This is a genomic window from Streptomyces pactum, from assembly GCF_002005225.1.
Taxonomy (GTDB): Bacteria; Actinomycetota; Actinomycetes; order Streptomycetales; family Streptomycetaceae; genus Streptomyces; species Streptomyces pactum_A.
This window is the reverse complement of the sequence record NZ_CP019724.1, coordinates 4,915,897-4,938,498: the sequence shown is the minus strand read 5'-3', so window position 1 is coordinate 4,938,498 and position 22,602 is coordinate 4,915,897. Positions and strand designations below refer to the sequence as shown.

Annotated in this window: 18 protein-coding genes; 5 read left to right on the top strand and 13 right to left on the bottom strand. The window is 73.7% G+C overall.

What is annotated here, in order from left to right; translation table 11 throughout:
• Positions 1 to 10: 10 nt before the first annotated feature.
• Both B1H29_RS21025 and B1H29_RS21020 read right to left on the bottom strand, forming a co-directional pair.
• Positions 11 to 1,873 (bottom strand): hypothetical protein, encoded by a 1,863-nt coding sequence (locus B1H29_RS21025; RefSeq protein WP_055417457.1) that lies wholly within the window; start codon positions 1,871 to 1,873, stop codon positions 11 to 13.
• A gap of 201 nt (positions 1,874 to 2,074) precedes the next feature.
• On the bottom strand, positions 2,075 to 3,460 hold the full coding sequence (locus B1H29_RS21020; RefSeq protein WP_055417458.1) for a hypothetical protein: 1,386 nt from the start codon (positions 3,458 to 3,460) through the stop codon (positions 2,075 to 2,077).
• Between the two features lie 358 nt (positions 3,461 to 3,818).
• Between B1H29_RS21020 and B1H29_RS21015 the strand changes: the two genes are divergently transcribed.
• From B1H29_RS21015 to B1H29_RS21005, 3 genes are read left to right on the top strand one after another with little or no spacing between them, the layout of a single operon-like run.
• Positions 3,819 to 4,496, top strand: coding sequence for a bifunctional DNA primase/polymerase (locus tag B1H29_RS21015; RefSeq protein WP_055417459.1), 678 nt, complete (start codon positions 3,819 to 3,821; stop codon positions 4,494 to 4,496).
• Positions 4,497 to 4,540: 44 nt separating this feature from the next.
• A complete protein-coding gene (locus tag B1H29_RS21010) occupies positions 4,541 to 5,317 on the top strand; it encodes an ABC transporter ATP-binding protein (protein ID WP_199832299.1) in 777 nt (258 codons plus the stop codon).
• The gene (locus B1H29_RS21005; protein ID WP_055417460.1) at positions 5,314 to 6,963 is read left to right on the top strand and encodes a hypothetical protein; all 1,650 of its coding nucleotides are present in this window, start codon (positions 5,314 to 5,316) and stop codon (positions 6,961 to 6,963) included. The genes B1H29_RS21010 and B1H29_RS21005 overlap by 4 nt, the downstream gene beginning before the upstream one ends.
• Before the next feature lie 24 nt (positions 6,964 to 6,987).
• Here B1H29_RS21005 and B1H29_RS21000 read toward each other — a convergent pair whose 3' ends face one another.
• A complete protein-coding gene (locus B1H29_RS21000; RefSeq protein WP_055417461.1) occupies positions 6,988 to 7,920 on the bottom strand; it encodes an alpha/beta fold hydrolase in 933 nt (310 codons plus the stop codon).
• Positions 7,921 to 8,506: 586 nt separating this feature from the next.
• Positions 8,507 to 9,199 (bottom strand): metal-dependent transcriptional regulator, encoded by a 693-nt coding sequence (locus tag B1H29_RS20995; protein ID WP_055417462.1) that lies wholly within the window; start codon positions 9,197 to 9,199, stop codon positions 8,507 to 8,509.
• A 210-nt stretch (positions 9,200 to 9,409) separates the two neighbouring features.
• Between B1H29_RS20995 and B1H29_RS20990 the strand changes: the two genes are divergently transcribed.
• The gene (locus B1H29_RS20990; protein WP_055417463.1) at positions 9,410 to 10,165 is read left to right on the top strand and encodes an SIS domain-containing protein; all 756 of its coding nucleotides are present in this window, start codon (positions 9,410 to 9,412) and stop codon (positions 10,163 to 10,165) included.
• Between the two features lie 54 nt (positions 10,166 to 10,219).
• Here the strand turns inward: B1H29_RS20990 and B1H29_RS20985 are convergent, their stop codons facing one another.
• Both B1H29_RS20985 and B1H29_RS20980 read right to left on the bottom strand, forming a co-directional pair.
• Positions 10,220 to 11,623 carry a PAS domain S-box protein gene (locus tag B1H29_RS20985; protein WP_079160804.1) on the bottom strand — a complete coding sequence of 468 codons (1,404 nt, stop codon included), beginning with the start codon at positions 11,621 to 11,623 and terminating at the stop codon, positions 10,220 to 10,222.
• A 582-nt stretch (positions 11,624 to 12,205) separates the two neighbouring features.
• A complete protein-coding gene (locus B1H29_RS20980) occupies positions 12,206 to 13,306 on the bottom strand; it encodes a citrate synthase 2 (RefSeq protein WP_055417465.1) in 1,101 nt (366 codons plus the stop codon).
• A 269-nt stretch (positions 13,307 to 13,575) separates the two neighbouring features.
• On the opposite strand from B1H29_RS20980, the gene pdxH reads away from it, so the two are divergent.
• Complete coding sequence (gene pdxH, locus B1H29_RS20975; RefSeq protein ID WP_079160356.1) at positions 13,576 to 14,262, top strand: pyridoxamine 5'-phosphate oxidase; 687 nt, start codon at positions 13,576 to 13,578, stop codon at positions 14,260 to 14,262.
• Between the two features lie 15 nt (positions 14,263 to 14,277).
• Here pdxH and B1H29_RS20970 read toward each other — a convergent pair whose 3' ends face one another.
• The 7 genes from B1H29_RS20970 to B1H29_RS20940 form a co-directional block, all read right to left on the bottom strand.
• Complete coding sequence (locus tag B1H29_RS20970) at positions 14,278 to 14,838, bottom strand: hypothetical protein (RefSeq protein WP_055417466.1); 561 nt, start codon at positions 14,836 to 14,838, stop codon at positions 14,278 to 14,280.
• A 4-nt stretch (positions 14,839 to 14,842) separates the two neighbouring features.
• Positions 14,843 to 15,481 (bottom strand): TetR/AcrR family transcriptional regulator, encoded by a 639-nt coding sequence (locus B1H29_RS20965; RefSeq protein WP_199832300.1) that lies wholly within the window; start codon positions 15,479 to 15,481, stop codon positions 14,843 to 14,845.
• On the bottom strand, positions 15,469 to 16,203 hold the full coding sequence (locus tag B1H29_RS20960) for an enoyl-CoA hydratase family protein (protein ID WP_055417467.1): 735 nt from the start codon (positions 16,201 to 16,203) through the stop codon (positions 15,469 to 15,471). The genes B1H29_RS20965 and B1H29_RS20960 overlap by 13 nt, the downstream gene beginning before the upstream one ends.
• Positions 16,200 to 17,804: a 4-coumarate--CoA ligase family protein gene (locus tag B1H29_RS20955; RefSeq protein ID WP_055417468.1), complete on the bottom strand. Its 1,605-nt coding sequence runs from the start codon at positions 17,802 to 17,804 to the stop codon at positions 16,200 to 16,202. Before B1H29_RS20955 ends, B1H29_RS20960 begins: the two co-directional genes overlap by 4 nt.
• A 29-nt stretch (positions 17,805 to 17,833) precedes the next feature.
• Positions 17,834 to 18,973, bottom strand: a complete 1,140-nt coding sequence (locus tag B1H29_RS20950; protein WP_055417469.1) for an acyl-CoA dehydrogenase family protein — start codon at positions 18,971 to 18,973, stop codon at positions 17,834 to 17,836.
• A gap of 82 nt (positions 18,974 to 19,055) precedes the next feature.
• Complete coding sequence (locus B1H29_RS20945; RefSeq protein ID WP_409350904.1) at positions 19,056 to 20,957, bottom strand: acetyl/propionyl/methylcrotonyl-CoA carboxylase subunit alpha; 1,902 nt, start codon at positions 20,955 to 20,957, stop codon at positions 19,056 to 19,058.
• Positions 20,958 to 20,970: 13 nt separating this feature from the next.
• Positions 20,971 to 22,569 (bottom strand): acyl-CoA carboxylase subunit beta, encoded by a 1,599-nt coding sequence (locus B1H29_RS20940; protein ID WP_055417470.1) that lies wholly within the window; start codon positions 22,567 to 22,569, stop codon positions 20,971 to 20,973.
• Between the last annotated feature and the right edge of the window lie 33 nt (positions 22,570 to 22,602).

The following is a 22,602-nucleotide window of genomic DNA, read 5'->3' as shown; positions in this document are numbered from 1 at the left end:
CCCGGGCGGGTCATAGCTGGGTCGGTTCGCGTTCCGTCAGGCCGTACTTCTTGGCGATGCTGTTCCAGAGCTTGGCGGCCTCGGCCTTCTGCTTGCTCGCCGTGCCGCTCGCCCGGTTCCCGGCCTGATGCTGGCCGGTGGTGCGGGCTTTGCCCTTCTTGCAGCCCTTCTTGCCGGCCGTCTGGTCGGCCCAGGCCGCGTAGTGGTTGTCGGCCGACGCCGAGGCCTGCCACGCCTTGGTGAGGGCGGTGGTCAGCTCGGTGTGCCGCGGCAGTTGGTCCACGGACAGTTTCGAGAGGCTGGTGACCAGCCCGGTGCGCTGCTTGGCGGCGTCGCGCAGGTCCTTGGCCGCCTGGGACAGGTTGTCGCACGACTTCACGTCCTCCACGGCGCTGATCACCGTGGCCCGTCCGGTGCCGCTCTCGGCCAGCAGCTTGTCCAGCTCGACGGCCTGCTGCCGGACCGGGTCGACGGACGGCGAGGCGGAGGCCGACGCGGACTCGGAGGCCGGAGCCGTGGCGGACACGGGCTGGTTGTCGCCCTTGTCCTCCTCACCGCCCCCGCCGGCCATCATCGCGCCGGCGCCGACACCGACGACGGCGATGCCGACGCCCACGGCCGCGAGGAGCGGCAGGCGCGAACCGCTCCGCCCGCCGCGGCCGCCCCGGCCGCCGCCGCTGTCGTGCCCGCGCCGCCTGCCGCCGCCACCGCCGTCCGGGCCCTGCGGGGCGTACATGGGCCGGCCGCCGGGGCGCGGGGCCTGCGGCTCGTCGAAGCGGGGCATCTGCTGGGTGGCCGAAGCCTGGCCGTCGGCGCCCGGCGCGCCGCGGAAGAGGTTGTCGAACTCGGCGGGCGGCTGCCGCTCCTCGTCACCGCCGGGCGCGGCACCGAACGGGGCCGGGGCGGGGCCGCCGGGCACGGGCGCGATGAACTGGGTGGCCTCGGCGTCGGGGTCGGGGGCGGGCGCGGCGGGGGCGGGCTGGTGCCCGGTCGCGGGCTGCGCGGGGTACTGCGGTGCCCGGCCGAGGAACCGCGTCGACTCGGCGTGCGACTGGGCGGGTCTCTCCGGAGGCAGCGCCCCGGGGGCCACGGGAGGTATGTACTGCGTCGCGCCCTCGTCGGCGGGCACCCCGACCGGCGGGAGGTACTGGGTGGCCCCCTCGTCGGCGGGCGCGGGCGGCTGGTCCGACTGCGGCGCGGGCGGCTGGTGGCCGTAAGACTGCTGACCGTAGGACTGCTGACCGTACGGCTGCTGACCGTGCGACTGCTGACCGTGCGACTGCTGACCGTGCGACTGATACGGCTGCGGATAGGGCGCGGGCGGCTGGTGCCCGTACGGCTCATGCGACTGGTGCGGCTGCTGCTGCGACTGGTGCGGCTGCTGCGACGCGTGCGACTGCGGCGTGGACTCCTGGCCGTGCTGACCGTACGGCGACCGCGCGCCGTACGCCCGGCCGTCGGCCGGTCCGCCGTACGCCGGGGCCTGCGCGCCCTCCGGGGGCAGCGGGCCCGGCCCCGCCTGGGGCGGCAGGACGCCGGGGGCCTGTGCCGGGCCGCTCGGCGCGGGCCAGGCGTGCGGGTCGGCCGGCTGGGCGGGCGGGTGCCCGGCCTCCTGGGACCCCCAGGGCTGGGCTCCGGGCGGCGTGGGCCAGCTCTGGTCCTGGGACGGGCTCTGCTGCTGCTCGGGCCCCCACGGCCGGTCCCAGGCCTGGCCGCCGGGCGGCGCCGAGGCGGGCGCGGGCCGGCCGGCCTGCGGCCCGGCGGATCCGCCCGCCGGGCCCGGCAGCAAGGGCTCGCCGCCGTCCGAGGGCAGCACGATGCCTTCGTGCGCTTGCCGCGCCGAGGGCTCCTCGCCCTGTCCACTCTGCGTCACCAAGACTCCTACGAATGGGGGACCTTCGGAATCGTCGGCTCACGCTACCGGGTCCCCGGAGCCCGCTGCCACGCAGCACCGGGCGCGCACTCCTTCCCTGTGACCGCAGTAACAAAACCGGACCGCGGCACGCTGTTCACGACACTTCCCGCTCACCGTGGCGGAGTTTCCGCGCCGTTCACGCGTGCGCGGCCCGTTCGTTCACGCGGCGGCCTGCAGGTCGAGCCGCGCCCCGAACTCCCGCACCACCGCCTCCGCCCGGTACGGCTCCAGCCGCGCCTGGAAGTCCTCCAGGTACTCGGCGCCCCGGTTCGAGCGCAGCGTCTCCAGGAGCTCCACGGCCTTCGTCGCGGTGTTGCAGGCCTGTTCGACCTCGCGCTGCTGCACCTGCGCGGTGGCGAGCAGCACGTGGCCGATGGCCCGCCTGCGGGCCCGCGACTCAGGATGCCCGTCGAGGGACTGGCGCGCGTACCGTGCCGCCGCGTCGGCCTGCCCGAGGTCCCGGTGGCAGTGGGCCAACTCGTCCGCCAGGTAGGCCCCGTCGAAGTGCGCGATCCACACCGGGTCGTCCCCGGAGGCCGGATCGGCCGTCTCCATCGCGCCGACCGCCCGCCCGGCCGCCGTATGGGCCGCCCGTACGTCGCCCAGCAGGGCGTGGCCGCGGGCCTCGGCCGCGTGGAACATCGCCTCCGCTCGCGGGGTCACCCGCCCGCGCGCCCCCTCCTGCGCCGCGCGCGCCAACTGCGCGATCTCGCGCGGGTTCCCGAGCTGCGCGGCCAGGTGGCTCATGGACGCGGCGAGGACGTACCCGCCGTAGCCGCGGTCCCCGGCCGCCTGCGCCAGCCGCAGCGACTGGATGTAGTACCGCTGAGCGAGGCCGGGCTGCCCCGTGTCGACGGCCATGTATCCGGCCAGTTCCGTCAGCCGGGCGACCGTGGCGAACAGCTCCCGCCCCACCGCCTCCCGGTACGAGCCCGCGAGCAGGCCGGAGACGACGCTGTTCAGGTAGTGCACGACGACCGGGCGCACGTGCCCGCTGCCGTACTGGTGGTCCAGGTCCACCAGCGCCTGCGTCATCGCCCGCACCGCCGCCACGTCGGACCGGCCCACCCGGGGCCCGGCCGCGCGCGACACCTGCGAGTCGGGGGCGGAGATCAGCCAGTCGCGGCTGGGCTCGACGAGCGCGGACGCGGCGACGGAGGAGCCGGACAGGAAGTCCCGGCGTCCCACGTCGCTGCGCCACAGCTCGCAGACCTGCTCGATGGCCCCCAGTACCGTCGGCGAGAACTGGAGGCCGACGCCCGACGCGAGGTTCTTGCCGTTGGCCATGCCGATCTCGTCGATGGTGACCGTGCGGCCGAGCTTGCGTCCGAGCGCCTCGGCGATGATCGCCGGTGCCCGGCCCCGGGGTTGCTGCCCCCGCAGCCAGCGGGCCACCGACGTCTTGTCGTACCGCAGGTCGAGACCGTGCTCGACCCCGCACACGTTGACCCGGCGGGCCAGGCCCGCGTTCGAGCAGCCCGCTTCCTGAATGAGCGCCTGCAGTCGTTCGTTCGGCTGCCGCGCGACGAGAGGCCTTGCGGCCATGGCGTAACCCCCATGCGGTCTCATGCGGTCTCGATGCTGTCCCGGCGGACGAAAAGATCCGGCCGGGAAGATCAATGCCCCGTCGTTGTGCCGACAATGCGAGACTTGCGAAGCTTGTAGTGCTTGCGAGGATTGCCGGGGAAACGGCCCACGCCGGCCCCAGACGTGGCTACCCAGCTCCCGCGGCGATTCCTCCCGCGCGCCCCCGTACATGCACCCATGCGCCCCGGATGCGGAATCGATGCTCCTCCCCCGCGCAGAGGGGAAGGCGCGGACCCGGCGGCTCTCGCCGGGAACATGGTGGTGGGAGACGGGCGGGCGCCCGTAACCCCCGGTGAGCACGGGAGTTGAGTTCCACGTGGAAGAGACCATCCCCGGCACCGAAGCCGCTCAGATCCCCCAGCAGCGCGGCGCGTCGCTGCTGGAGACCGCCGTACGCTATGCCGAGGAGCGCCACTGGGACGTGTTTCCCGGCACCTGGCTGGAAGCCGCCGACGGGGTGCAGCGCTGTTCCTGCGCGGACCCCGGATGCGCCGCCCCGGGCGCTCACCCGGCGCGTGAGGACTGGGCGACGCAGGCGACGGGCAGCGCGACCGTGGCCCGCCGGATGTGGCAGAAGCAGCCGACGGCGTCGATCCTGCTGCCCACGGGGCGGACGTTCGACGCGATCGACGTGCCCGAGACCGCGGGGTTCCTGGCCCTGGCCCGGATGGAGCGGATGGAGCTGACCCTCGGGCCGGTCACGCTGACGCCGGACCGGCGGATGCGGTTCCTCGTCCTTCCGGGGGCCGCCGTGAAGGTGCCGGATCTCGTGCGGCGGCTGGGGTGGTCGCCGCTGTCCCTGGATCTGACGGCGCTGGGCGAGGGCACGTACGTCGCCGCCCCGCCCACGCGGTACGGGACGCGGGGGGCCGTGCAGTGGGCGTGCCGGCCCACGCCGGCGAACCGGTGGCTGCCGGACGTGGAGGAGTTGATCTCGCCGTTGGCGTACGCGTGCGGCAGGGAACGTCAGGAACGCCCCTTCACCACCCCTTGATCGGCGTCGCCGCCCCCGTAGGGTTCGACTCGACGGAGGGAGACGTGGTGACTGGTAGCGCCGTACGTGTGCGGGGGCTGTGGAAGCGGTTCGGGCAGCAGGTCGCCGTGGGCGGGATCGATCTGGAGCTGCCCGCGGGCAAGTTCATCGGGCTCGTCGGGCCGAACGGGGCCGGGAAGACCACCACCCTCTCGATGGTGACCGGGCTGCTCAGGCCGGACCAGGGGGCGGTCGAGGTCGTCGGGCACGACGTGTGGCGTGATCCGGCGGAGGTCAAGGCCCGCATCGGGGTGCTGCCCGAGGGACTGCGACTGTTCGAGCGGCTGTCGGGGCGGGAACTCCTCGGTTACACGGGCCGGTTGCGCGGGCTGCCCGGAGCCGAGGTGGACAAGCGGGCCACGCAGTTGCTCGACGTGCTCGACCTGTCCGGGGCCCAGCACCAACTGGTCGTCGACTACTCGACCGGCATGCGGAAGAAGACCGGGCTGGCGGCCGCGCTGCTGCACAATCCCGAAGTGCTTTTCCTGGACGAGCCGTTCGAGGGCGTCGACCCGGTCTCCGCCCAGACGATCCGGGGCGTACTGGAGCGCTACACGGCCTCCGGAGCCACCGTCGTCTTCTCCTCCCACGTCATGGAGCTGGTGGAGTCGCTGTGCGACTGGGTGGCCGTCATGGCCGCCGGCCGCATCCGCGCCACCGGCACGCTCGCCGAGGTGCGCGGCGAGTCGGCGTCGTTGCAGCAGGCGTTCCTCGAACTCGTCGGTGCCGGCGGCCGGGACGCCGGGTCCGACCTGGACTGGCTGGGCGGCGGGACCCGATGAGCACGCGGGCCGAACCGGTGACACCGGGCACTGCGGGCACGACGGGCGCCTCTGCCGCTTCCGCCACGTCCGTCACGTCGGTCTTCGTACGGTTGAAACTGTCCCTGCTGCGCAACGGACTGCGGCAGTCCGGCGGACGGCGGGCCGCCTACATCGCCTCGGCCGTCCTCGTCCTGCTCTTCACCGCGCTCCAGTTGGCCGGCCTGGTCGCGCTGCGCGGATACGCGCACGTGGACTCACTCGTCGTCCTGCTGGCGGCCGTGCTGGGCCTGGGCTGGGCGGTGATGCCGCTGTTCTTCCCCGGCGGCGACGAGACGCTCGACCCGACCCGGCTGGTGATGCTGCCGCTGCGGCCCCGCCCGCTGGTCCGGGCCCTGCTCACCGCGTCGCTGGTGGGTATCGGGCCGCTGTTCACGCTGTGCCTGTTCGCCGGTTCCGTGGTCGCGGTGGCGCACGGCGGGGCGGCGTACGCCGTCGGCGTCGTCGGTGCCGTACTCGCGCTGCTGGTGTGCGTGACCCTCGCCCGGGCCGTGGCCGCCGCCAACGTGCGGCTGCTGACCAGCCGCAAGGGGCGCGACCTCGCGGTGCTGAGCGGACTGGTCGTCGCGGTCGGGGCGCAGCTCGTCAACTTCGGCGTGCAGCGGCTGGGCTCGTCGGGGCTCGAGCAGCTCGACCCGGCGGCCGGCGTACTGCGCTGGGTGCCGCCCGCGACGGCGGTCGGCGCCATGGACGCGGCGAGCGACGGGGCGTACGGCGTCGCGCTCGCCCAACTGGCGCTGACCGCGGCGGCCCTGGTGCTGCTGCTGTGGGTGTGGGAGCGCCACCTGACGCGGCTGATGACCACGCCCGACGGGTCCACCCTCCAGAGCGACACCCGGCCGGTGCGCGAGCGCGGCTCGGCGGGGCTCGCCCGGCTGCTGCCCGCGGGCCGCACCGGCACCACCATGGAGCGCACGCTGCGCTACGTGTGGCGCGACCCCAAGACCAAGGCTGCCTGGGTGACCGCGCTCGCCATCGGGCTCATCGTGCCCGTGTTCAACGCCTGGCAGGGCACCGGCTCGGTCTACTTCTCCTGCTTCGCCGCCGGGATGCTCGGCATCCAGATGTACAACCAGTTCGGGCAGGACACGTCCGCGTTCTGGATGGTCGCGATGACGATCTCCTCGACCCGGGACGCCTACGTCGAGCTGCGCGCCCGCGCGCTGGCCCTGCTGCTGATCACGCTGCCGTACGCCACCCTCGTCACCGTCCTGACCGCCGCCGTACTCGACGACTGGCGGACGCTGCCCGAGGCGCTGGGCCTGTCCTTCGCGCTGCTCGGCGCGATGCTGGCGACCGGCGCGTGGACCTCGGCGCGCTTCCCGTACTCCATCCCGCAGGAGGGGTACAAGAACGTCGCCCCGGGCCAGGCCGGGCTGGCCTGGATCTCGATCCTCGGCGGCATGGTCGGCGCGGCCCTGCTGTGCGCGCCCGTGATCGCGCTGACGATCTGGGTGAACGTGCGCGAGGGCGGCGGCCCGGGTCCCCTGTTGCTCCCGGTGGGCGCCGGGTACGGCGCGGTGCTGACGGCGCTCGGTCTGCGGCTGGCCGCCCCGCGCACGGCGGAGCGGCTGCCGGAGATCCTCACGGCGGTCAGCAGGGGCTGACCACCGGACCGGGGCGCGGGCCGGTCAGCTCTCCCTGAGGGTGTCCAGGAAGGGCTCGATGGCCGCCCGCCACGCCTCCGGCTGGTCATAGTGGACGAGGTGGCCGGCGTCGGCGACCTCCGCGTACTGGCCGTGCGGCAGTACCCGGACCATCTCCTGCGCCTCGGCGCGGCCCAGCTCGCCGTCCAGACCGCGCACGACCAGGGTCGGGCAGCGCACCTGGGCCAGCTCCTCCCAGTGGGCGTCGTAGACCCAGGTCTCGCGGGACCTGAGCATCTGCTCCGGCTCGAAGACGGGCCGCCAGCCGTCCGGGGACTCGGCCATCACCTCGGCGTAGAACTCGCCCCGGGCCGGGTTCGGGCGCTCCACCCACGGGTCGTCCTCGCCGAACCACTTGCGTACGTCCGCGAGCGTGGCGAAGGGGACCGGCCAGGCACGGAACCACTCGGTCCAGGTGTGCTGGGAGGCGGCGCCGAGGGCGGAGGCCCGCATGTCGCAGATGATCAGGCCGCGGACCAGGTCGGGGCGTTTGGCGGCGAGCTGCCAGGCGGTCAGCGCGCCCATGGCGTGGCCGATCAGCACGGCGGGGCCGAGACCGAGCTGTTCGAGGGCGGCCTCGACGTCCTCGACGTAGGCCTCCCGGGTGTAGGCGGCCCGCGGGGGCTTGTCGCTGCGGCCGTGGCCGCGCTGGTCGAGGGCGACGGCCCGGTGACGGGCGGAGAGCCAGCGGGCGGTGGGTGCCCAGTGCGAGGCCCGGCCCATCAGGCCGTGCAGTAACAGCACACCCGGGAGGTGACCGGCCGCGTCGTGCGCCGGGTCGTGCGTCCCCCCGTACGCCCCGTCCCGCGTCCCCTCGTACGCCCCGTCCCGCGTCCGGGCGGTCTTGGGAGGGTCGCCGAACTCCCAGGCCGCGAGGCGTACGCCGCCCGCGCCCCTCACGTCGATGCGCCGCGCCATAGGTCCTGGCACCCCCAAGCTCCGCTCGCACCGCCCGCCCCTGCGGGCCGGCCGGTCCTGTGAACCGTGTCCTGCCTGCCGTGCCTTGCCGTACCCGTCGTGTGTCCGCGACCGATCGACGCCGCCCGCAGAGTATCGAATCTGCATTCGATAAGGCCGTTCCGGCGAGCAACACCCCTCATTCGAGTGACACCCCTCAGGGATTGATCGCCGTCGTCGAGGGGAGATCTTCAACGGGAGGCGGACCGCTCGGGGAAATCGGTCCGAGGGGATTGACCCTGAGAGCTCGGGGCTCCGGGTCAGCACAGGGGAGGACAGGCCCCGGCGCCACACGGCGCCGGGGCCCTCTCCGTCTCTCCGGCACGCCACTCCCCCTCTCCGGTCGGGGCCGGCCCCGACCGGCCGACATCGCTGTCGGACCACGGCCGGGAGCCCCTTACGTCATATGCCTCACGCCACAGCCTCGCACGCGATGCGCCGGGGCGCTGCGGTTCGGCTCACGGAAATCCGGAAACGACGGGATCGGCTCGGTGGCGCGAACGCCTCCCGCGCGACGGGACGTTGACGCCTGCCGTCCGGCGGACGCTCAGCGCTTGGCGACGAACACGTGGGAGGCGACCTCCGCCTCCAGCTCGGCCGCCTCTCCGCCGCTGCCCACCAGCACACCGCCCGCCGACTCCGTCACACTCACCACCGAACCGGGCTGCACACCCGCCCGGCGCAGCGTGTACATGAGCTGCGCGTCCGTCTGGATCGGCTCGCCGATGCGGCGCACGACGACCGTCTTGCCCTCCGGCCCCGGGTCCAGGTCGGCCAGCGACACCATGCCCTCGTCCAGGAAGGGGTCGGCGCCGTCCGTCTCGCCCAGCTCCTCCAGGCCCGGGATCGGGTTGCCGTACGGCGACTCGGTCGGGTGGCGCAGCAGCTCCAGCACGCGGCGCTCGACGGCCTCGCTCATCACGTGCTCCCAGCGGCAGGCCTCGGCGTGCACCTGCTCCCACTCCAGGCCGATCACGTCGACGAGCAGGCACTCCGCGAGCCGGTGCTTGCGCATCACGCGGGTGGCCAGCCGACGGCCCTCGTCGGTCAGCTCCAGGTGCCGGTCGGCCGCCACGGACACCAGGCCGTCGCGCTCCATCCGCGCCACCGTCTGGCTGACCGTCGGGCCGCTCTGGTCGAGCCGCTCGGCGATCCGGGCGCGCATCGGGACCACACCTTCCTCCTCCAGCTCGAGGATGGTGCGGAGATACATCTCCGTGGTGTCGATCAGTCCGGACATACGTGCCCCTTGATGAGATTGCCGGAGGCTACGGCCCACCGGCGCGTGCGCTGGCCCTGAAGTCAATTCTGACGCATACCACCGACAACCGTGCCTCGCCGCGGAAACCCGCCCGCGCGGCTCACCGCGGCGGGGCCGACGCCGTATTGACACCACACTGGTCCAGACCGCACCGTGATCCGCGACGCAGCCACACCGAAGGGGCCCCGCATGAGCGACCGCAAGCCGGCCGGCCAGTTCATCGACGCCGCGATCGGCCTCCTGCGACGGGTCCGCGACGAGGAGGCCGACACCGTCGAGGCGGCCGGCACGCTGCTCGCCGACACCGTGCAGGACGGCGGCCGGCTCTTCGCCTTCGGCGCCGGTCACTCGTCCCTCGCCGCCCAGGACGTCGTCTACCGCGCCGGCGGGCTCGCCCTGATGAACCTGCTCGCCGTGCCCGGCGTCGTCGGCGTGGACGTCATGCCGGCCACCCTCGGCTCCGCGCTGGAGCGCGTCGCCGGCCTCGCGAGCGTCGTACTGGACTCCTCGCCGCTGCGCGAGGGCGACGCCCTGGTGATCGTCTCCCTCTCCGGCCGCAACGCCCTGCCGGTGGAGATGGCCCTGAACGCCCGCGCGCTCGGGGTGCGGGTCATCGGCGTGACCTCGGTGGCGTACGCCTCCGAGACCACGTCGCGGCACTCCTCCGGCACCTTCCTCAAGGACCACTGCGACATCGTGCTGGACTCCAAGATCGCCGTCGGCGACGCGGAGCTCACCCTCGACACCGCCCCGGTGCCCTTCGCACCCGCTTCCACGGTCGTCACCAGCGCCCTCCTCCAGGCCGTGATGGCCACGGCGGCCGCCGCCCTCGCCGACCGCGGCATCGAACCGCCCCTGCTGCGCTCGGGCAACGTGGACGGCGGCCACGAGTGGAACGGGCGCGTGCTGGAGCAGTACCGGGACCGGATCTTCTACCGCCGCTGAGCGGGCCGTACGGCACGGGCCGGGACCGCCGGCGGCCCCTCCCCCCGGCACCCGCTACCGCTCGTCCACCGCGCCCGCCAGGTCCAGCGCCGTCGCGATGCGGACCGCCACGTCCTCGGCGTACATCGCGTCGGACCGCTCGAAGGCGCTCCGTCCGGAGCCCCGCAGAAACGTGACGACGCCCAGCGTCCGGCCCCGGCTGCGCAGTACCGCGCACAGGCCGTGCACCGTGTCCGCCGGCCACTGCCGGGCCGCGGCCCACTCGCGCACCCGCTCGGCCGGCACCGCCCGGACACCCGCGCTGGCCCGCACCGAGCCGGCCCGCTCCACGCACTGCACCGCCGGATGCCCCTCGCCGTACCGCACCGGCATCCCCGTCGTCCCGGTCGGCACGCTCGGCCCCGGCGCGCCGGACGGCGTGGCCGCGACCCGGACCAGCCGGACCGGGTCGGACGCGTCGGTGTCGGTCACCGCCCCGCCCACGACCCGGTCGATCAGGGCGTGGTCGGCGAACCCGGCGAGCGCGAAGTCCAGGTGGACGACCGCCGCCTCCGCCGGGTCCTCGCACTCGGCCGCCGCACGCGCCGCCCGGTGCAGTTGATTGGCCCGGAACCGCAGCAGCGCCGCCTCCTGCTCGGCCTGCTTGCTCTCCGTGACGTCCTGGAACAGCCAGCCGACGCCCAGCGGCACCGGCTCCTCCGCCAGCGGCGAGGCCAGCCGCACGAACCCGCTGCGCCAGCACCGGCGCCGCTCACCCTCCTTGGTGCGCACGCTCACCCAGACCTCGGCGGGCGCGGGCGGCGCGCCCTCCGCCAGCACGTGCGTCAGCGCGTTCTCCAGCTCCTCGACGCCCTGGGCGAGCAGATCGCCGAGCGGCCGGCCCAGTACGGCCGTACGCCCGGTGCCCAGCGCACGCGCCGCGTGGGCGTTCACGACGGCGGGGCGCAGATCCACGTCCACCAGGACGACGCCCCAGCTCGCGTCCTCCAGCAGGGCCTCGCTCAGCGCGATGGACCGCTCCAGGTCGATCTGCGTGTGCACCTCGCTGAACGCGCAGTACACCCCGGCGGGCCTGCCGTCGGGACCGCGTACGGCCGCGGACTGCATGCGCACCAGCACCCGCCCGCCGTCCTTGGTGAGCAGCGCGAACTCGTGCACCTGCCGCCCCGGGGCCCGCATCGCGGACAGCAGCCGCTCCTCGACCTCCCCGGCGTCCGCCCGGCGCACGGCCCACCCGGCGAAGCCCTGCCGCCCCACGGCCTCGGCCGCGGTCCAGCCCAGGATCCGCTCCGCCTCGCGGTTCCAATGCGTGACGACGCCCTGGCCGTCGAAGGCGCACAGGGCGGCGTCCATCCCGTCGAGGAGCGCGGCCAACAGGTCCGCGCCGTCCCGCTCGGGCTGCTCCGGCTCGTCCGGCCCCAGCTCGTCGGTGGTCCCACTACGCCGGGAAGCACTCACCTGGACCCCCTGCAGGCTGCGTCCGCCGTACGGTACGTCGGTTCGCTCACTGGCCTTCATTCAACTCGAACGTGATGCAGCACACATCGAGTTCCCGCAAGATTGCGGAAATCGTTGTACCGCGGAAACCCGGCATACGCCCCCGTCATGAGGGGTGGGCGAGCCGCGGAGCGACCCATTCGCCGCTTCCGCGCCGCGGCCCCGTCCCTTGCCCGTAGTCGCTCATGGTGCCCCTCACCCGCGCGTCGTCGGTCCGCGGCAGATGTTCTCACCGGATGGACGCGCTCGGGGGCGGGTGCGGAGAAAAAAAGGGGTTGAACGAGCCCGGACGGCTTCCTAATGTGGCTGTTACTTCAGAAGGGAGGTGGTTCGGCAGATGTATGAATACCGGACGGAAGAGGTGGCTGCGGGCTAGCGGCCCGCCACCACACTCAGTGCGGTGCCGGACCAGCGCGTGACAGCGCGCGCAGCCGGCCCAATCCCGAGCAGTCACCCGACCCGCGAGTCGCCGGTACGTCCGGCCGGCCCCTCCAGTGGAGGAACCAGACTCGCGGGTCGTCTGCGTGCACGGGCCCCTGGAGGTCAGTTCACGATGCCGGCGTAGCCCTCGATCTCGCGCGGGTCGCGGGAGCCGGGGCCCACGTAGCGGGCCGAGGGGCGCACCAGGCGGCCGGTGCGCTTCTGCTCGAGGATGTGGGCCGACCAGCCGGCGGTGCGGGCACAGGTGAACATCGAGGTGAACATGTGGGCCGGGACCTCGGCGAAGTCCAGCATGATCGCGGCCCAGAACTCGACGTTGGTGGCCAGTACGCGGTCGGGGCGGCGGGCGTGGAGTTCCGCCAGGGCGGCCTTCTCCAGGGCTTCGGCGACCTCGAAGCGCGGGGCGCCCAGTTCGCGGGCGGTGCGGCGCAGGACGCGGGCGCGGGGGTCCTCCGCGCGGTAGACGCGGTGGCCGAAGCCCATGAGGCGTTCGCCGGCGTCGAGGGTCTTCCTGACGTAGGCCTCGGCGTCCCCGGTGCGCTCGATCTCCTCGATCATGTGCAGGACGCGGGAGGGGGCGCCGCCGTGCAGCGGGCCGGACATGGCGCCCACGGCACCGGAGAGGGCGGCCGCCACGTCGGCGCCGGTGGAGGCGATGACGCGGGCGGTGAAGGTGGACGCGTTCATGCCGTGCTCGGCGGCGGAGGTCCAGTAGGCGTCGACCGCGGCGACGTGCTTGGGGTCGGGCTCGCCGCGCCAGCGGATCATGAAGCGTTCGGTGATCGAGTTCGCCTTGTCGATCTCGCGCTGCGGGACCATGGGCCGGCCCTGGCCGCGGGCCGACTGGGCGACGTAGGACAGGGCCATGACGGCGGCGCGGGCGAGGTCGGCGCGGGCCTGCTCGGCGTCGATGTCCAGGAGGGGTTCGAGGCCCCAGACGGGTGCGAGCATGGCGAGCGCGGACTGCACGTCGACGCGGATGTCGCCGGAGTGGACCGGGATCGGGAAGGGCTCCGCGGGCGGCAGGCCGGGGTTGAAGGCTCCGTCGACGAGCAGGCCCCAGACGTTGCCGAAGGAGACCTGCCCGACCAGGTCCTCGATGTCGACGCCGCGGTAGCGGAGGGCGCCGCCCTCCTTGTCGGGTTCGGCGATCTCCGTTTCGAACGCGACGACTCCCTCGAGCCCGGGTACGAAGTCGGACATCAGGCGGCTCCTCGTGATCGTGACGTGTGGCGACCGGTGCGGGGGCGGTGCGGTCGTCCCCATGGACCCACCGGGTCCGTCGGATCCACGGTCGTGTCGTCGACTCGCGGTCCTGGCGGTCCCCCTGTGACGCCCCGTACGGCCGGCGGTCGTCCAACCGGACCGGGAGCAAGCACGATATCCCCGAGTGCCACGCTTGGGGAGCCCCCGCGGCACTCAGTGCCACTGGGTGACAAAGGACACGGAGGCACCGGCCCGGATGCGGCAGGATGGCCGACGTGACCGATCGCGAAGCCGACTCCCCCGTCCCCTTCGATCTCCCCTCGATGCGCAAGCAGTACCGGGCCGAAGGGCTCCTGGAAACCGAGCTGGCCGCGACTCCCGTGGAGCAGTTCGCGCGCTGGTTCAAGCAGGCCGCGACGGAGGGCGGGCTGTTCGAGCCGAACGCCATGGTCGTCTCCACGGCGGACGCGGAGGGCCGGCCCGGCTCCCGCACGGTGCTGCTGAAGCACTTCGACGAGCAGGGGTTCGTCTTCTACACCAACTACGACTCCCGCAAGGCGCGGGACCTGGGCGAGAACCCGTACGTCTCGCTGCTGTTCCCCTGGCATCCGATGGCCCGGCAGGTGATCGTGACGGGCGTCGCGCGGCGTACCGGGCGGAACGAGACCGCCGCGTACTTCCGGACCCGGCCGCACGGCTCCCAGTTGGGCGCCTGGGCGAGCGTCCAGTCCGCGGTGGTGGCGGGGCGGGACGCCCTGGACGCCGCGTACGCCGAGCTGGCGGCGCGCTACCCGGAGGGCGAGCAGGTGCCGGTGCCGCCGCACTGGGGCGGGTTCCGGGTGGTGCCGCGGGCCGTGGAGTTCTGGCAGGGGCGGGAGAACCGCCTGCACGACCGGCTGCGGTACGTGGCCGAGGCGGGCGGGGGCTGGCGGGTGGAGCGGCTCGGTCCGTGACGGCGCGCCCGCCCGCTAGTACGCGCCCCAGACGTACGCCGTGCGGTGGCCGTCCAGGAGCGCGGCCAGGCGGGCGCGGAAGCCGTCGGTGAGCTCGGGCCAGTTCCAGAACTCGAAACCGAGGTGACCGAAGGCGAGCGGTGCCTCGTCCCAGGACCAGTCGGGGACGGGGACGGCGGTGGCGCAGGCGGCGCAGCCGACGGACGCGGCGCCCGTGTCGTGCCAGACCCGCATGGCGGCGCGGAAGCGCCGCCAGGTCGCGTCGTCGTCCAGCGGGGCGGGTGCCCCGCAGCGCGGGCAGAGGGCCGCGCCGGGCAGGTCCGCGCCGCTGGTGAAGCCGGTACGCCGGGTGTGGACGGCGAGTCCGTCCCAGGGCTCGAAGTCCCAGTCGTCACCGACCGCGCGCTGCCAGTGCGGGCCGGGCGGGTGCCCCAGCGGCTGCCCGAGGACGCACGGGGTGCGTTCGGCGAGGACGACGCCCTCCGCCACCAGCCACTCCAGCGCCCGCCGGGCGAGCCGCTCGGCGTCGGTCCCGCCCGCGTCGAGGTCCACGATCACCTGGAAACGGTCCCCCACGGCGTCAGCCCGGCGTCCCGTCCAGCGCCGCGTCCAGCAGCCGGGCCCACTGCTCGACCACCCGTTCCCGGCGGCCCGCGTCGTCGGTGAGGAGGTTGGCGAGGCCCAGGCCGCGGGCCATGTCCATGAGGCCCTGGACGGTTTCCCGGGCGCCGGGGCGGGTCTCGTCGGCGCCGAGGAGGTCGACCGCGATGCGGTGGGTCTCGCGGCCGACACGGGCCTCCAGCTCGGTCACCCGGCCGCGCAACTGCTCCTCGTTGGAGGCGGCCACCCACAGGTGCAGGGCGGCGCGGAAGAGCGGGCCGGTGTAGAGGTCCACCAGGGCGGCGACCACGGCCCTGCGGTCGTCCGCCGCCGCGCCCTCGGGGAACAGGGCCCGCAGCGCGACCGAGCGCTCCTCCGCCACGTACTCCACGGCCGCCGTGAAGAGGTCCTCGCGGGTCGGGAAGTGGTGCTGGGCCGCGCCCCGGGAGACGCCGGCGTGTTCGGCGACGACGGAGACCGTGGAACCCGTCCAGCCGCGTTCGGCGAGGCAGGCCACGGCGGCTTCGAGGAGCCGTTGCCGGGTGGCCCGGCTGCGGTCCTGCTTGGGAACGCGCTCCGTGCGGTCGGCCGTGTGCACGGCGCCGCTCACACCACCCATTGCGGATCCCGTCGTTCGAGGAAGGCCGTCATCCCCTCGCGGGCCTGCGGGGAGGCGAACAGCTTGGCCGAGAGCGCGGTCAGGCCGGCCGCGTCCCGGTCGAAGGCCTCCAGCACCCTAGCCGTGAGCAGCCGTTTCGTCTCGGCCAGAGCCTGTGGTGAGGCGCGACGCACACCGTCCAGCACGGGTTCCAGTACGGCGTCCACGTCGTCGCCCGCCGCGGTGACCAGGCCGATGCGGGCGGCCTCGGCGGCGTCGAAGCGTTCACCGGTGAGGCAGTAGCGGGCGAGGGCGCGGGGGTCGGTGCGGGGCAGGAGCGGGAGGGAGATGACGGCCGGGGCCACGCCGACGCGTACCTCGGTGAAGGCGAACGTGGCCGCCGGGGACGCCGCCGCGATGTCGCACACCGCCAGCAGGCCGAGGCCGCCCGCGCGGACGTGCCCGGTGACGCGGGCGACGACGGGTTTGGGCAGCTCGGCGATCTGCCGGAGCAGGCCGACCAGGGCGTCCGGGTCGGGCGGGTCGCGCAGGTCGGCACCGGCGCTGAAGGTGTTGCCGGCGTGGGTGAGGACGACGGCGCGGACGTCGCTGTCCTCCCCGGCTTCGGTGAGGGCGGTGGCCAGGTCGCCCACGAGGGCCGCGGAGAGGGCGTTGCGGTTGTGCGGGGAGTCGAGGGTGAGGGCTTCGACGCCCCGCGCGCGCGTGCGGGCGATCAGGGTCACCGGCGCTCCCTCAGCTCGCGCCGCAGGATCTTCCCGCTGGCCGCCCTGGGCACGCCGTCGGTGAAGGTGACCCGGCGGACGCGTTTGTAGGGGGCGACGCGTTCGGCGACGTACATCATGACCTCGCCCTCCGAGAGGCCGGGCGCGGCCGGCCGGCGCACCACGTGGGCGTGCGGCACCTCGTTGCCGTCGTCGTCGTAGGCGCCGACGACGGCCGCGTCGGCGATGCCCGGGTGGGTGAGCAGGAGGGCCTCCAGTTCGGCGGGGGCGACCTGGAAGCCCTTGTACTTGATCAGCTCCTTGACGCGGTCGACGACGAACAGCCAACCTCCCCCACTCTCGGCTTCGCTCGAGCGGGAGGTGCCCCCACCGTCGACGTGTCCGACGTCCCCGGTGTGCAGCCAGCCGTCCTCGTCGATCACGGCGGCGGTGGCGTCGGGGCGGCCCAGGTAGCCCTTCATGACCTGGGGCCCGCGGATGAGGATCTCGCCGGACTCACCGGCGGGGAGGTCCTCGCCGGGGTCGTCGAGGGAGACGATGCGCATCTCGGTGCCGGCGATGAGCTTGCCGACGGTGCCGGGCGGCGCGGTGCTCATGGCGTCCAGGGGGACGACGTGGGTGCCCGGGGACAGTTCCGTCATGCCGTACGCCTGGCCGACCGGCGGCAGGCCCAGCCGCCGCGAGCAGGCGGCGGCGAGCTTCGCGTCCAGGGGGGCGGCGGCGCTGACGACGTACTTCAGGGAGGAGAGGTCGTAGTCGGCGACCAGGGGGTGCTTGGCGAGGGCGAGGACGATCGGCGGGGCGACGTACAGGCTGGTGATGCGGTGGTTCTGGATGGCCGCGAGGAACTGCTCCAGGTCGAAGCGGGGCAGCACGACGACGGTGGCGCCGAGCCGCAGCGGGGCGTTCATGAGGGCGGTCAAGCCGTAGATGTGGAAAAAGGGCAACACCGCCAGGACGCGGTCGCCCGGCGCGGCCGGCATCAGCGGTTCGAGCTGGGCGAGGTTGGTGGCGATCTGCCGGTGGGTGAGCATCACGCCCTTCGGGGTGCCGGTGGTGCCCGAGGAGTACGGCAGCACGGCGACGTCCTCGGCGGGGTCGACGGTGACGGACGGTTCGGGCGCGGTGGACACCAGCATGTCGATGAGCGACCGGTGGCCGGGCGCGCTGTCGCAGACGAAGACCTCCTGGACGCCGCCCGCGAGTTCGGCGGCCCTGCGGGCGGTGTCCAGCAGGGGGGAGACGGTGACGATCCAGCGGGCCCGCGAGTCGCCGAGCTGCCCCGCGAACTCCTCCGCCGTGGCGAGCGGGTGCACGGTGGTGACCGAGGCACCCGCGCGCGTGGCGGCGTAGAAGGCCGGCGGGAAGGCGACGGTGTTGGGGCTGTGCAGGGCGAGGACGTCGCCCTTGCGTACGCCGGCCTCGGCGAGGGCGGCGGCGACGCGCCGGTGGAACCGGTCCACCTGCTCGTACGTGAGGGTGGTGCCGTCGGTGCCGTCGATCAGCGCCGGGGCGTCGCCGAACTCGGCGGCGCGGCCGAGCACGGCGTCGTGGATGGGCAGGTCGACGGGCGGGACGTCTGCGTACTCGCTGCGGAACACGGTTCCTCCAACTCGGGCCGACGCGCGGCCTAGTACGACTTGGGCAGGCCCAGGGTCTGGTGGGAGACGTAGTTGAGGATCATCTCCCGGCTCACCGGGGCGATCCGGGCCACGCGGGACGCCGTTATCAGCGAGGCGAGCCCGAACTCGCGGGTGAGGCCGTTGCCGCCGAGGGTGTGCACGGCCTGGTCGACGGCCTTCACGCAGGCCTCCCCGGCGGCGTACTTGGCCATGTTGGCGGCCTCGCCGGCGCCCGTGTCGTCGCCGGCGTCGTAGAGGTGGGCCGCCTTCTGCGTCATCAGGCGGGCCAGTTCCAGGTCGATGTGCGCCTGGGCGAGGGGGTGGGCGATGGCCTGGTGGGCGCCGATGGGGGTCTTCCAGACGGTGCGTTCGCGGGCGTACTCCAGGGCGCGGGAGAGCGCGTAGCGCCCCATGCCGATGCCGAACGCCGCCGTCATGACGCGCTCGGGGTTGAGCCCGGCGAAGAGCTGGAGGAGGCCCGCGTCCTCGTCGCCGACGAGCGCGTCGGCGGGCAGCCGTACGTCGTCCAGGGTCAGCTCGAACTGCTTCTCGGCGGCGTTCAGTTCCATGTCGATCCGGCGGCGCTCGAAGCCGGGGGTGTCGCGGGGGACGATGAACAGGCAGGGCTTGAGCTTGCCGGTGCGGGCGTCCTCGGTGCGGCCGACGACGAGGGTGGCGTCGGAGATGTCGACGCCGCTGATGAAGACCTTGCGGCCGGTGAGGATCCAGTCGGTGCCGTCGCGGCGGGCGGTCGTGGTGATGCGGTGGCTGTTGGAGCCGGCGTCGGGTTCGGTGATGCCGAAGGACATCATGCGGGTTCCGTCGGCGAGGGTGGGGAGCCAGTCCTGTTTCTGCGCCTCGGTGCCGAAGCGGGAGATGACGGTGCCGCAGATCGCCGGGGAGACGATCATCATCAGCAGGGGGTTGCCGGCGGCGCCCATCTCTTCGAGGACCAGGGAGAGTTCGGTGATGCCGCCGCCGCCACCGCCGTACGCCTCCGGCAGGTTCACGCCGATGTAGCCGAGCTTGGCCGCGGCCTGCCAGAACTGCTCGGTGTCGGCGCCGAGGGTGCGCGGGTGGCTCTTGGCGAAGGTGGATACCGCTGCGCGGAGGGACTTGTGCTCTTCGGATTCGATCATGGTGGGCATGGGGCCCCTTCTCGAGTGCGAGTGTGTCCTGACTGGTCGCGCCCACGCGGCCGAGCCGCGTGTTCCATGCGGTCCCGCGCCCCTAGGCGGCTCGCACCACCGCCAGCAGAGAGCCCACCGCGACCTGCTGCCCGGGTACGGCCCTCAGCGCCGTCAGCGTGCCGGTGGCCGGGGCGGTGATCTTGTGTTCCATCTTCATCGCCTCCAGCCACAGCAGGGGTTGACCGGCCTGGACGCTCGTGCCCTCCGTCAGCCCCTCCGCGACGCGGACGACCGTGCCCGGCATGGGGGCGAGGAGGGAGCCCGGGGCGTGCTGGGCGGTGGGGTCGGGGAAGCGGGGCAGGGCGGTGAGGGTGGCGGTGCCGACGTGGATCCGGTCGCCGTGGCGGGCGACCTCGTAGCGGCGCCGTACGCCGTCGGATTCCAGGACGACGAGCCGGGCGTCGGCGTGGACGACGCGTACGCCCTCGGCGGTGAGGCCGGCGCGGGTGTGGTGGTAGCGGACCTCGTGCTCCCCGCCCGCCGTGGCGTAGCGCTTCACCTGCGGTTGCGAGGGCAGGTTGCGCCAGCCGCCGAACCGGCCCGCGTGGGCGCTCGCGTCGGCGAGGGCGGCGGCCAGCGGGACGAGGGGGTCGTGGGCGGGCTCGGTGAGGGCGGCCAGGTGGCGGTCGTAGAAGCCGGTGTCCATCCGGGCGGAGGTGAACTCCTCGTGGCGCAGGGAGCGGACGAGGAGGTCCCGGTTGGTGACCGGACCGTGGACCGCCGCCCGTTCCAGGGCGCCGGCGAGTCGGCGGACGGCCTCCGCGCGCGTGGGTGCGTGGGCGACGGCCTTGGCGAGCATCGGGTCGTAGTGGACGCCGATGTCGTCGCCGTCGGTGTAGCCGGTGTCCAGGCGGATGCCGTCGGGCACGGTGAGGCGGTGCAGGCGGCCGGTCTGCGGGGCCCAGCTCCGCGCCGGGTCCTCGGCGTACAGGCGGGCCTCGACGGCGTGGCCACGCGCGCGCGGGGGATCGTTTTCGAGGGCGTGGCCTTCGGCGACGCGGAGTTGGAGGGCGACGAGGTCGAGGCCGAAGACCGCCTCCGTGACCGGGTGCTCGACCTGGAGGCGGGTGTTCATCTCCAGGAAGTGCGCCCTGCCGTCCGCGACGAGGAACTCGACGGTCCCGGCGCCCACGTAGTCGACGGCGCGGGCGGCGCGCACCGCCTGCTCGTACAGGTCCCGGGTGAGCGATGCGCCCAGGCCCGGTGCGGGCGCCTCCTCGATCACCTTCTGGTGGCGGCGCTGGAGGGAGCAGTCCCGGGTGCCCAGCGCCCACACCGTGCCGTGGGTGTCGGCGAGGATCTGCACCTCGACGTGGCGCCCGTTCTCGACGTACGGCTCGACGAACACCTCGCCGTCGCCGAAGGCGCTCGCCGCCTCCGCGCGCGCGGCGGTCAGTTCGGCGTCGAGGTCGGCGAGGCGCCGTACGACGCGCATGCCGCGTCCGCCGCCACCCGCCGAGGCCTTCACCAGGACCGGCAGGTCGGCCTCGGTGACGTGCGTGAGGGGCGCGATGCCCATCAGTTCCTTGGCGCGCGTCTTGGACGCCATCGCCTCGATCGCCTGCGGCGGCGGTCCGATCCAGGTCAGGCCCGCGTCGGTGACGGCGCGGGCGAAGCCGGCGTGCTCGGAGAGGAATCCGTAGCCGGGGTGCACGGCGTCGGCGCCGGCGGCGGCCGCGGCCTTCACGATCAGGTCGCCGCGCAGATACGTGTCGGCGGAGGCCGCGCCCGGCAGCCGTACCGCAGCGTCGGCCACGCGCGCGTGGAGGGCGTTCTCGTCGGCGTCCGAGTACACGGCGACCGTCCGGATGCCCGCCTCGCGGCAGGTGCGGAAGATCCGGCAGGCGATCTCGCCCCGGTTGGCGACGAGGACGGTGCTGATCGAGGTCGGACTGATCGAGGTCGGGCTGTTCGAGGTCGGGCTGTTCGAGGTCGGGCTGATCAAGGTGATCCCCTCACATCCGGAAGACGCCGAAGCCTCCGCGCGCACCCTCGTAGGGCGCGGTGTGGATGGCGGACAGGCACACGCCGAGGACGGTCCGGGTGTCGCGCGGGTCGATGACGCCGTCGTCGTAGAGCCGCCCGGACAGGAACATGGGCAGCGACTCGGACTCGATCTGCTGCTCCACCATGGCGCGCAGCGCCGCGTCGCCCTCGTCGTCGTACGGCTGTCCCTTGGCGGCGGCGGACTGGCGGGCGACGATGGAGAGCACGCCGGCGAGCTGCTGCGGGCCCATGACGGCCGACTTGGCGCTGGGCCAGGCGAAGAGGAAGCGCGGGTCGTAGGCGCGGCCGCACATGCCGTAGTGGCCGGCTCCGTACGAGGCGCCGAGGAGGACGGACAGGTGGGGCACGCGGCTGTTGCCGACCGCGTTGATCATCATCGCGCCGTGCTTGATGATGCCGCCCTGCTCGTACTCCTTGCCGACCATGTAGCCGGTGGTGTTGTGCAGGAAGAGCAACGGGATGTCGCGCTGGTTGGCGAGCTGGATGAACTGGGCGGCCTTCTGCGACTCCTCGCTGAACAGCACCCCCTGGGCGTTGGCGAGGATGCCGACCGGATAGCCGTGCAGGGCCGCCCATCCCGTCGTCAGGCTCGTGCCGTACAGGGGCTTGAACTCGTCGAAGTCGGAGGCGTCGACGATCCGGGCGATGACCTCGCGCGGGTCGAAGGGGGACTTGAGGTCGCCGGGGACGATGCCCAGGAGCTCCTCGGGGTCGTACTTCGGCGGCTCGGCCGGCCCCGGATCGGGGTGTGCCTTGCGGTGGTTGAGGCGGGCGACGACGCGGCGGGCCTGGCGCAGCGCGTCCGGTTCGTCCACGGCGAAGTGGTCGGCGAGACCGGACGTGCGCGCGTGCATCTCGGCGCCGCCCAGCGACTCGTCGTCGCTCTCCTCGCCGGTCGCCATCTTGACCAGCGGCGGCCCGCCGAGGAACACCTTCGCGCGCTCCTTGACCATGATCACGTGGTCGGACATGCCGGGGATGTAGGCGCCCCCGGCGGTCGAGTTGCCGAAGACGACGGCGATGGTGGGGATGCCGGCCGCCGACAGCCGGGTCAGGTCCCGGAAGATCGCACCGCCCGGGATGAAGATCTCCTTCTGGGAGGGCAGGTCGGCGCCGCCGGACTCGACCAGGCTGACGCAGGGCAACCGGTTGGCGAGCGCGATGTCGTTGGCGCGCAGGGCCTTCTTCAGCGACCAGGGGTTGCTGGCGCCGCCGCGCACGGTCGGGTCGTTGGCGGTGATCAGGCACTCGACGCCCTCGACGACCCCGATGCCGGTGACGAGCGATCCGCCGACGGTGTACTCGCTCCCCCAGGCGGCGAGCGGAGACAGCTCCAGGAAGGGCGTGTCGGGGTCGAGGAGCAGCTCGATGCGTTCGCGGGCGAGGAGTTTGCCGCGCTTCCGGTGCCGGGCGACGTACTTGTCGCCGCCGCCCGCCAGCGCCTTGGCGTGCTCGGCGTCCAGGTCGGCGAGTCTGGCGAGCATCGCCTCGTGGTTGGCCCGGTGGTCGGGGGCACAGGGGTCGAGGGCGGAGGCGAGGACGGTCACAGCAGGCTCCCCGGGACGTATGGCGGGACGGTC

What these genes read in the sequence shown, in the direction of transcription:
- B1H29_RS21020 (WP_055417458.1), bottom strand. Translation starts at nt 3,460, where the DNA reads ATGGCCGCAAGGCCTCTCGTCGCGCGGCAGCCGAACGAACGACTGCAG.
- B1H29_RS21005 (WP_055417460.1), top strand. Translation starts at nt 5,314, where the DNA reads ATGAGCACGCGGGCCGAACCGGTGACACCGGGCACTGCGGGCACGACG.
- B1H29_RS21000 (WP_055417461.1), bottom strand. Translation starts at nt 7,920, where the DNA reads ATGGCGCGGCGCATCGACGTGAGGGGCGCGGGCGGCGTACGCCTCGCG.
- B1H29_RS20995 (WP_055417462.1), bottom strand. Translation starts at nt 9,199, where the DNA reads ATGTCCGGACTGATCGACACCACGGAGATGTATCTCCGCACCATCCTC.
- B1H29_RS20990 (WP_055417463.1), top strand. Translation starts at nt 9,410, where the DNA reads ATGAGCGACCGCAAGCCGGCCGGCCAGTTCATCGACGCCGCGATCGGC.
- B1H29_RS20980 (WP_055417465.1), bottom strand. Translation starts at nt 13,306, where the DNA reads ATGTCCGACTTCGTACCCGGGCTCGAGGGAGTCGTCGCGTTCGAAACG.
- pdxH (WP_079160356.1), top strand. Translation starts at nt 13,576, where the DNA reads ATGGCCGACGTGACCGATCGCGAAGCCGACTCCCCCGTCCCCTTCGAT.
- B1H29_RS20965 (WP_199832300.1), bottom strand. Translation starts at nt 15,481, where the DNA reads ATGGGTGGTGTGAGCGGCGCCGTGCACACGGCCGACCGCACGGAGCGC.
- B1H29_RS20950 (WP_055417469.1), bottom strand. Translation starts at nt 18,973, where the DNA reads ATGCCCACCATGATCGAATCCGAAGAGCACAAGTCCCTCCGCGCAGCG.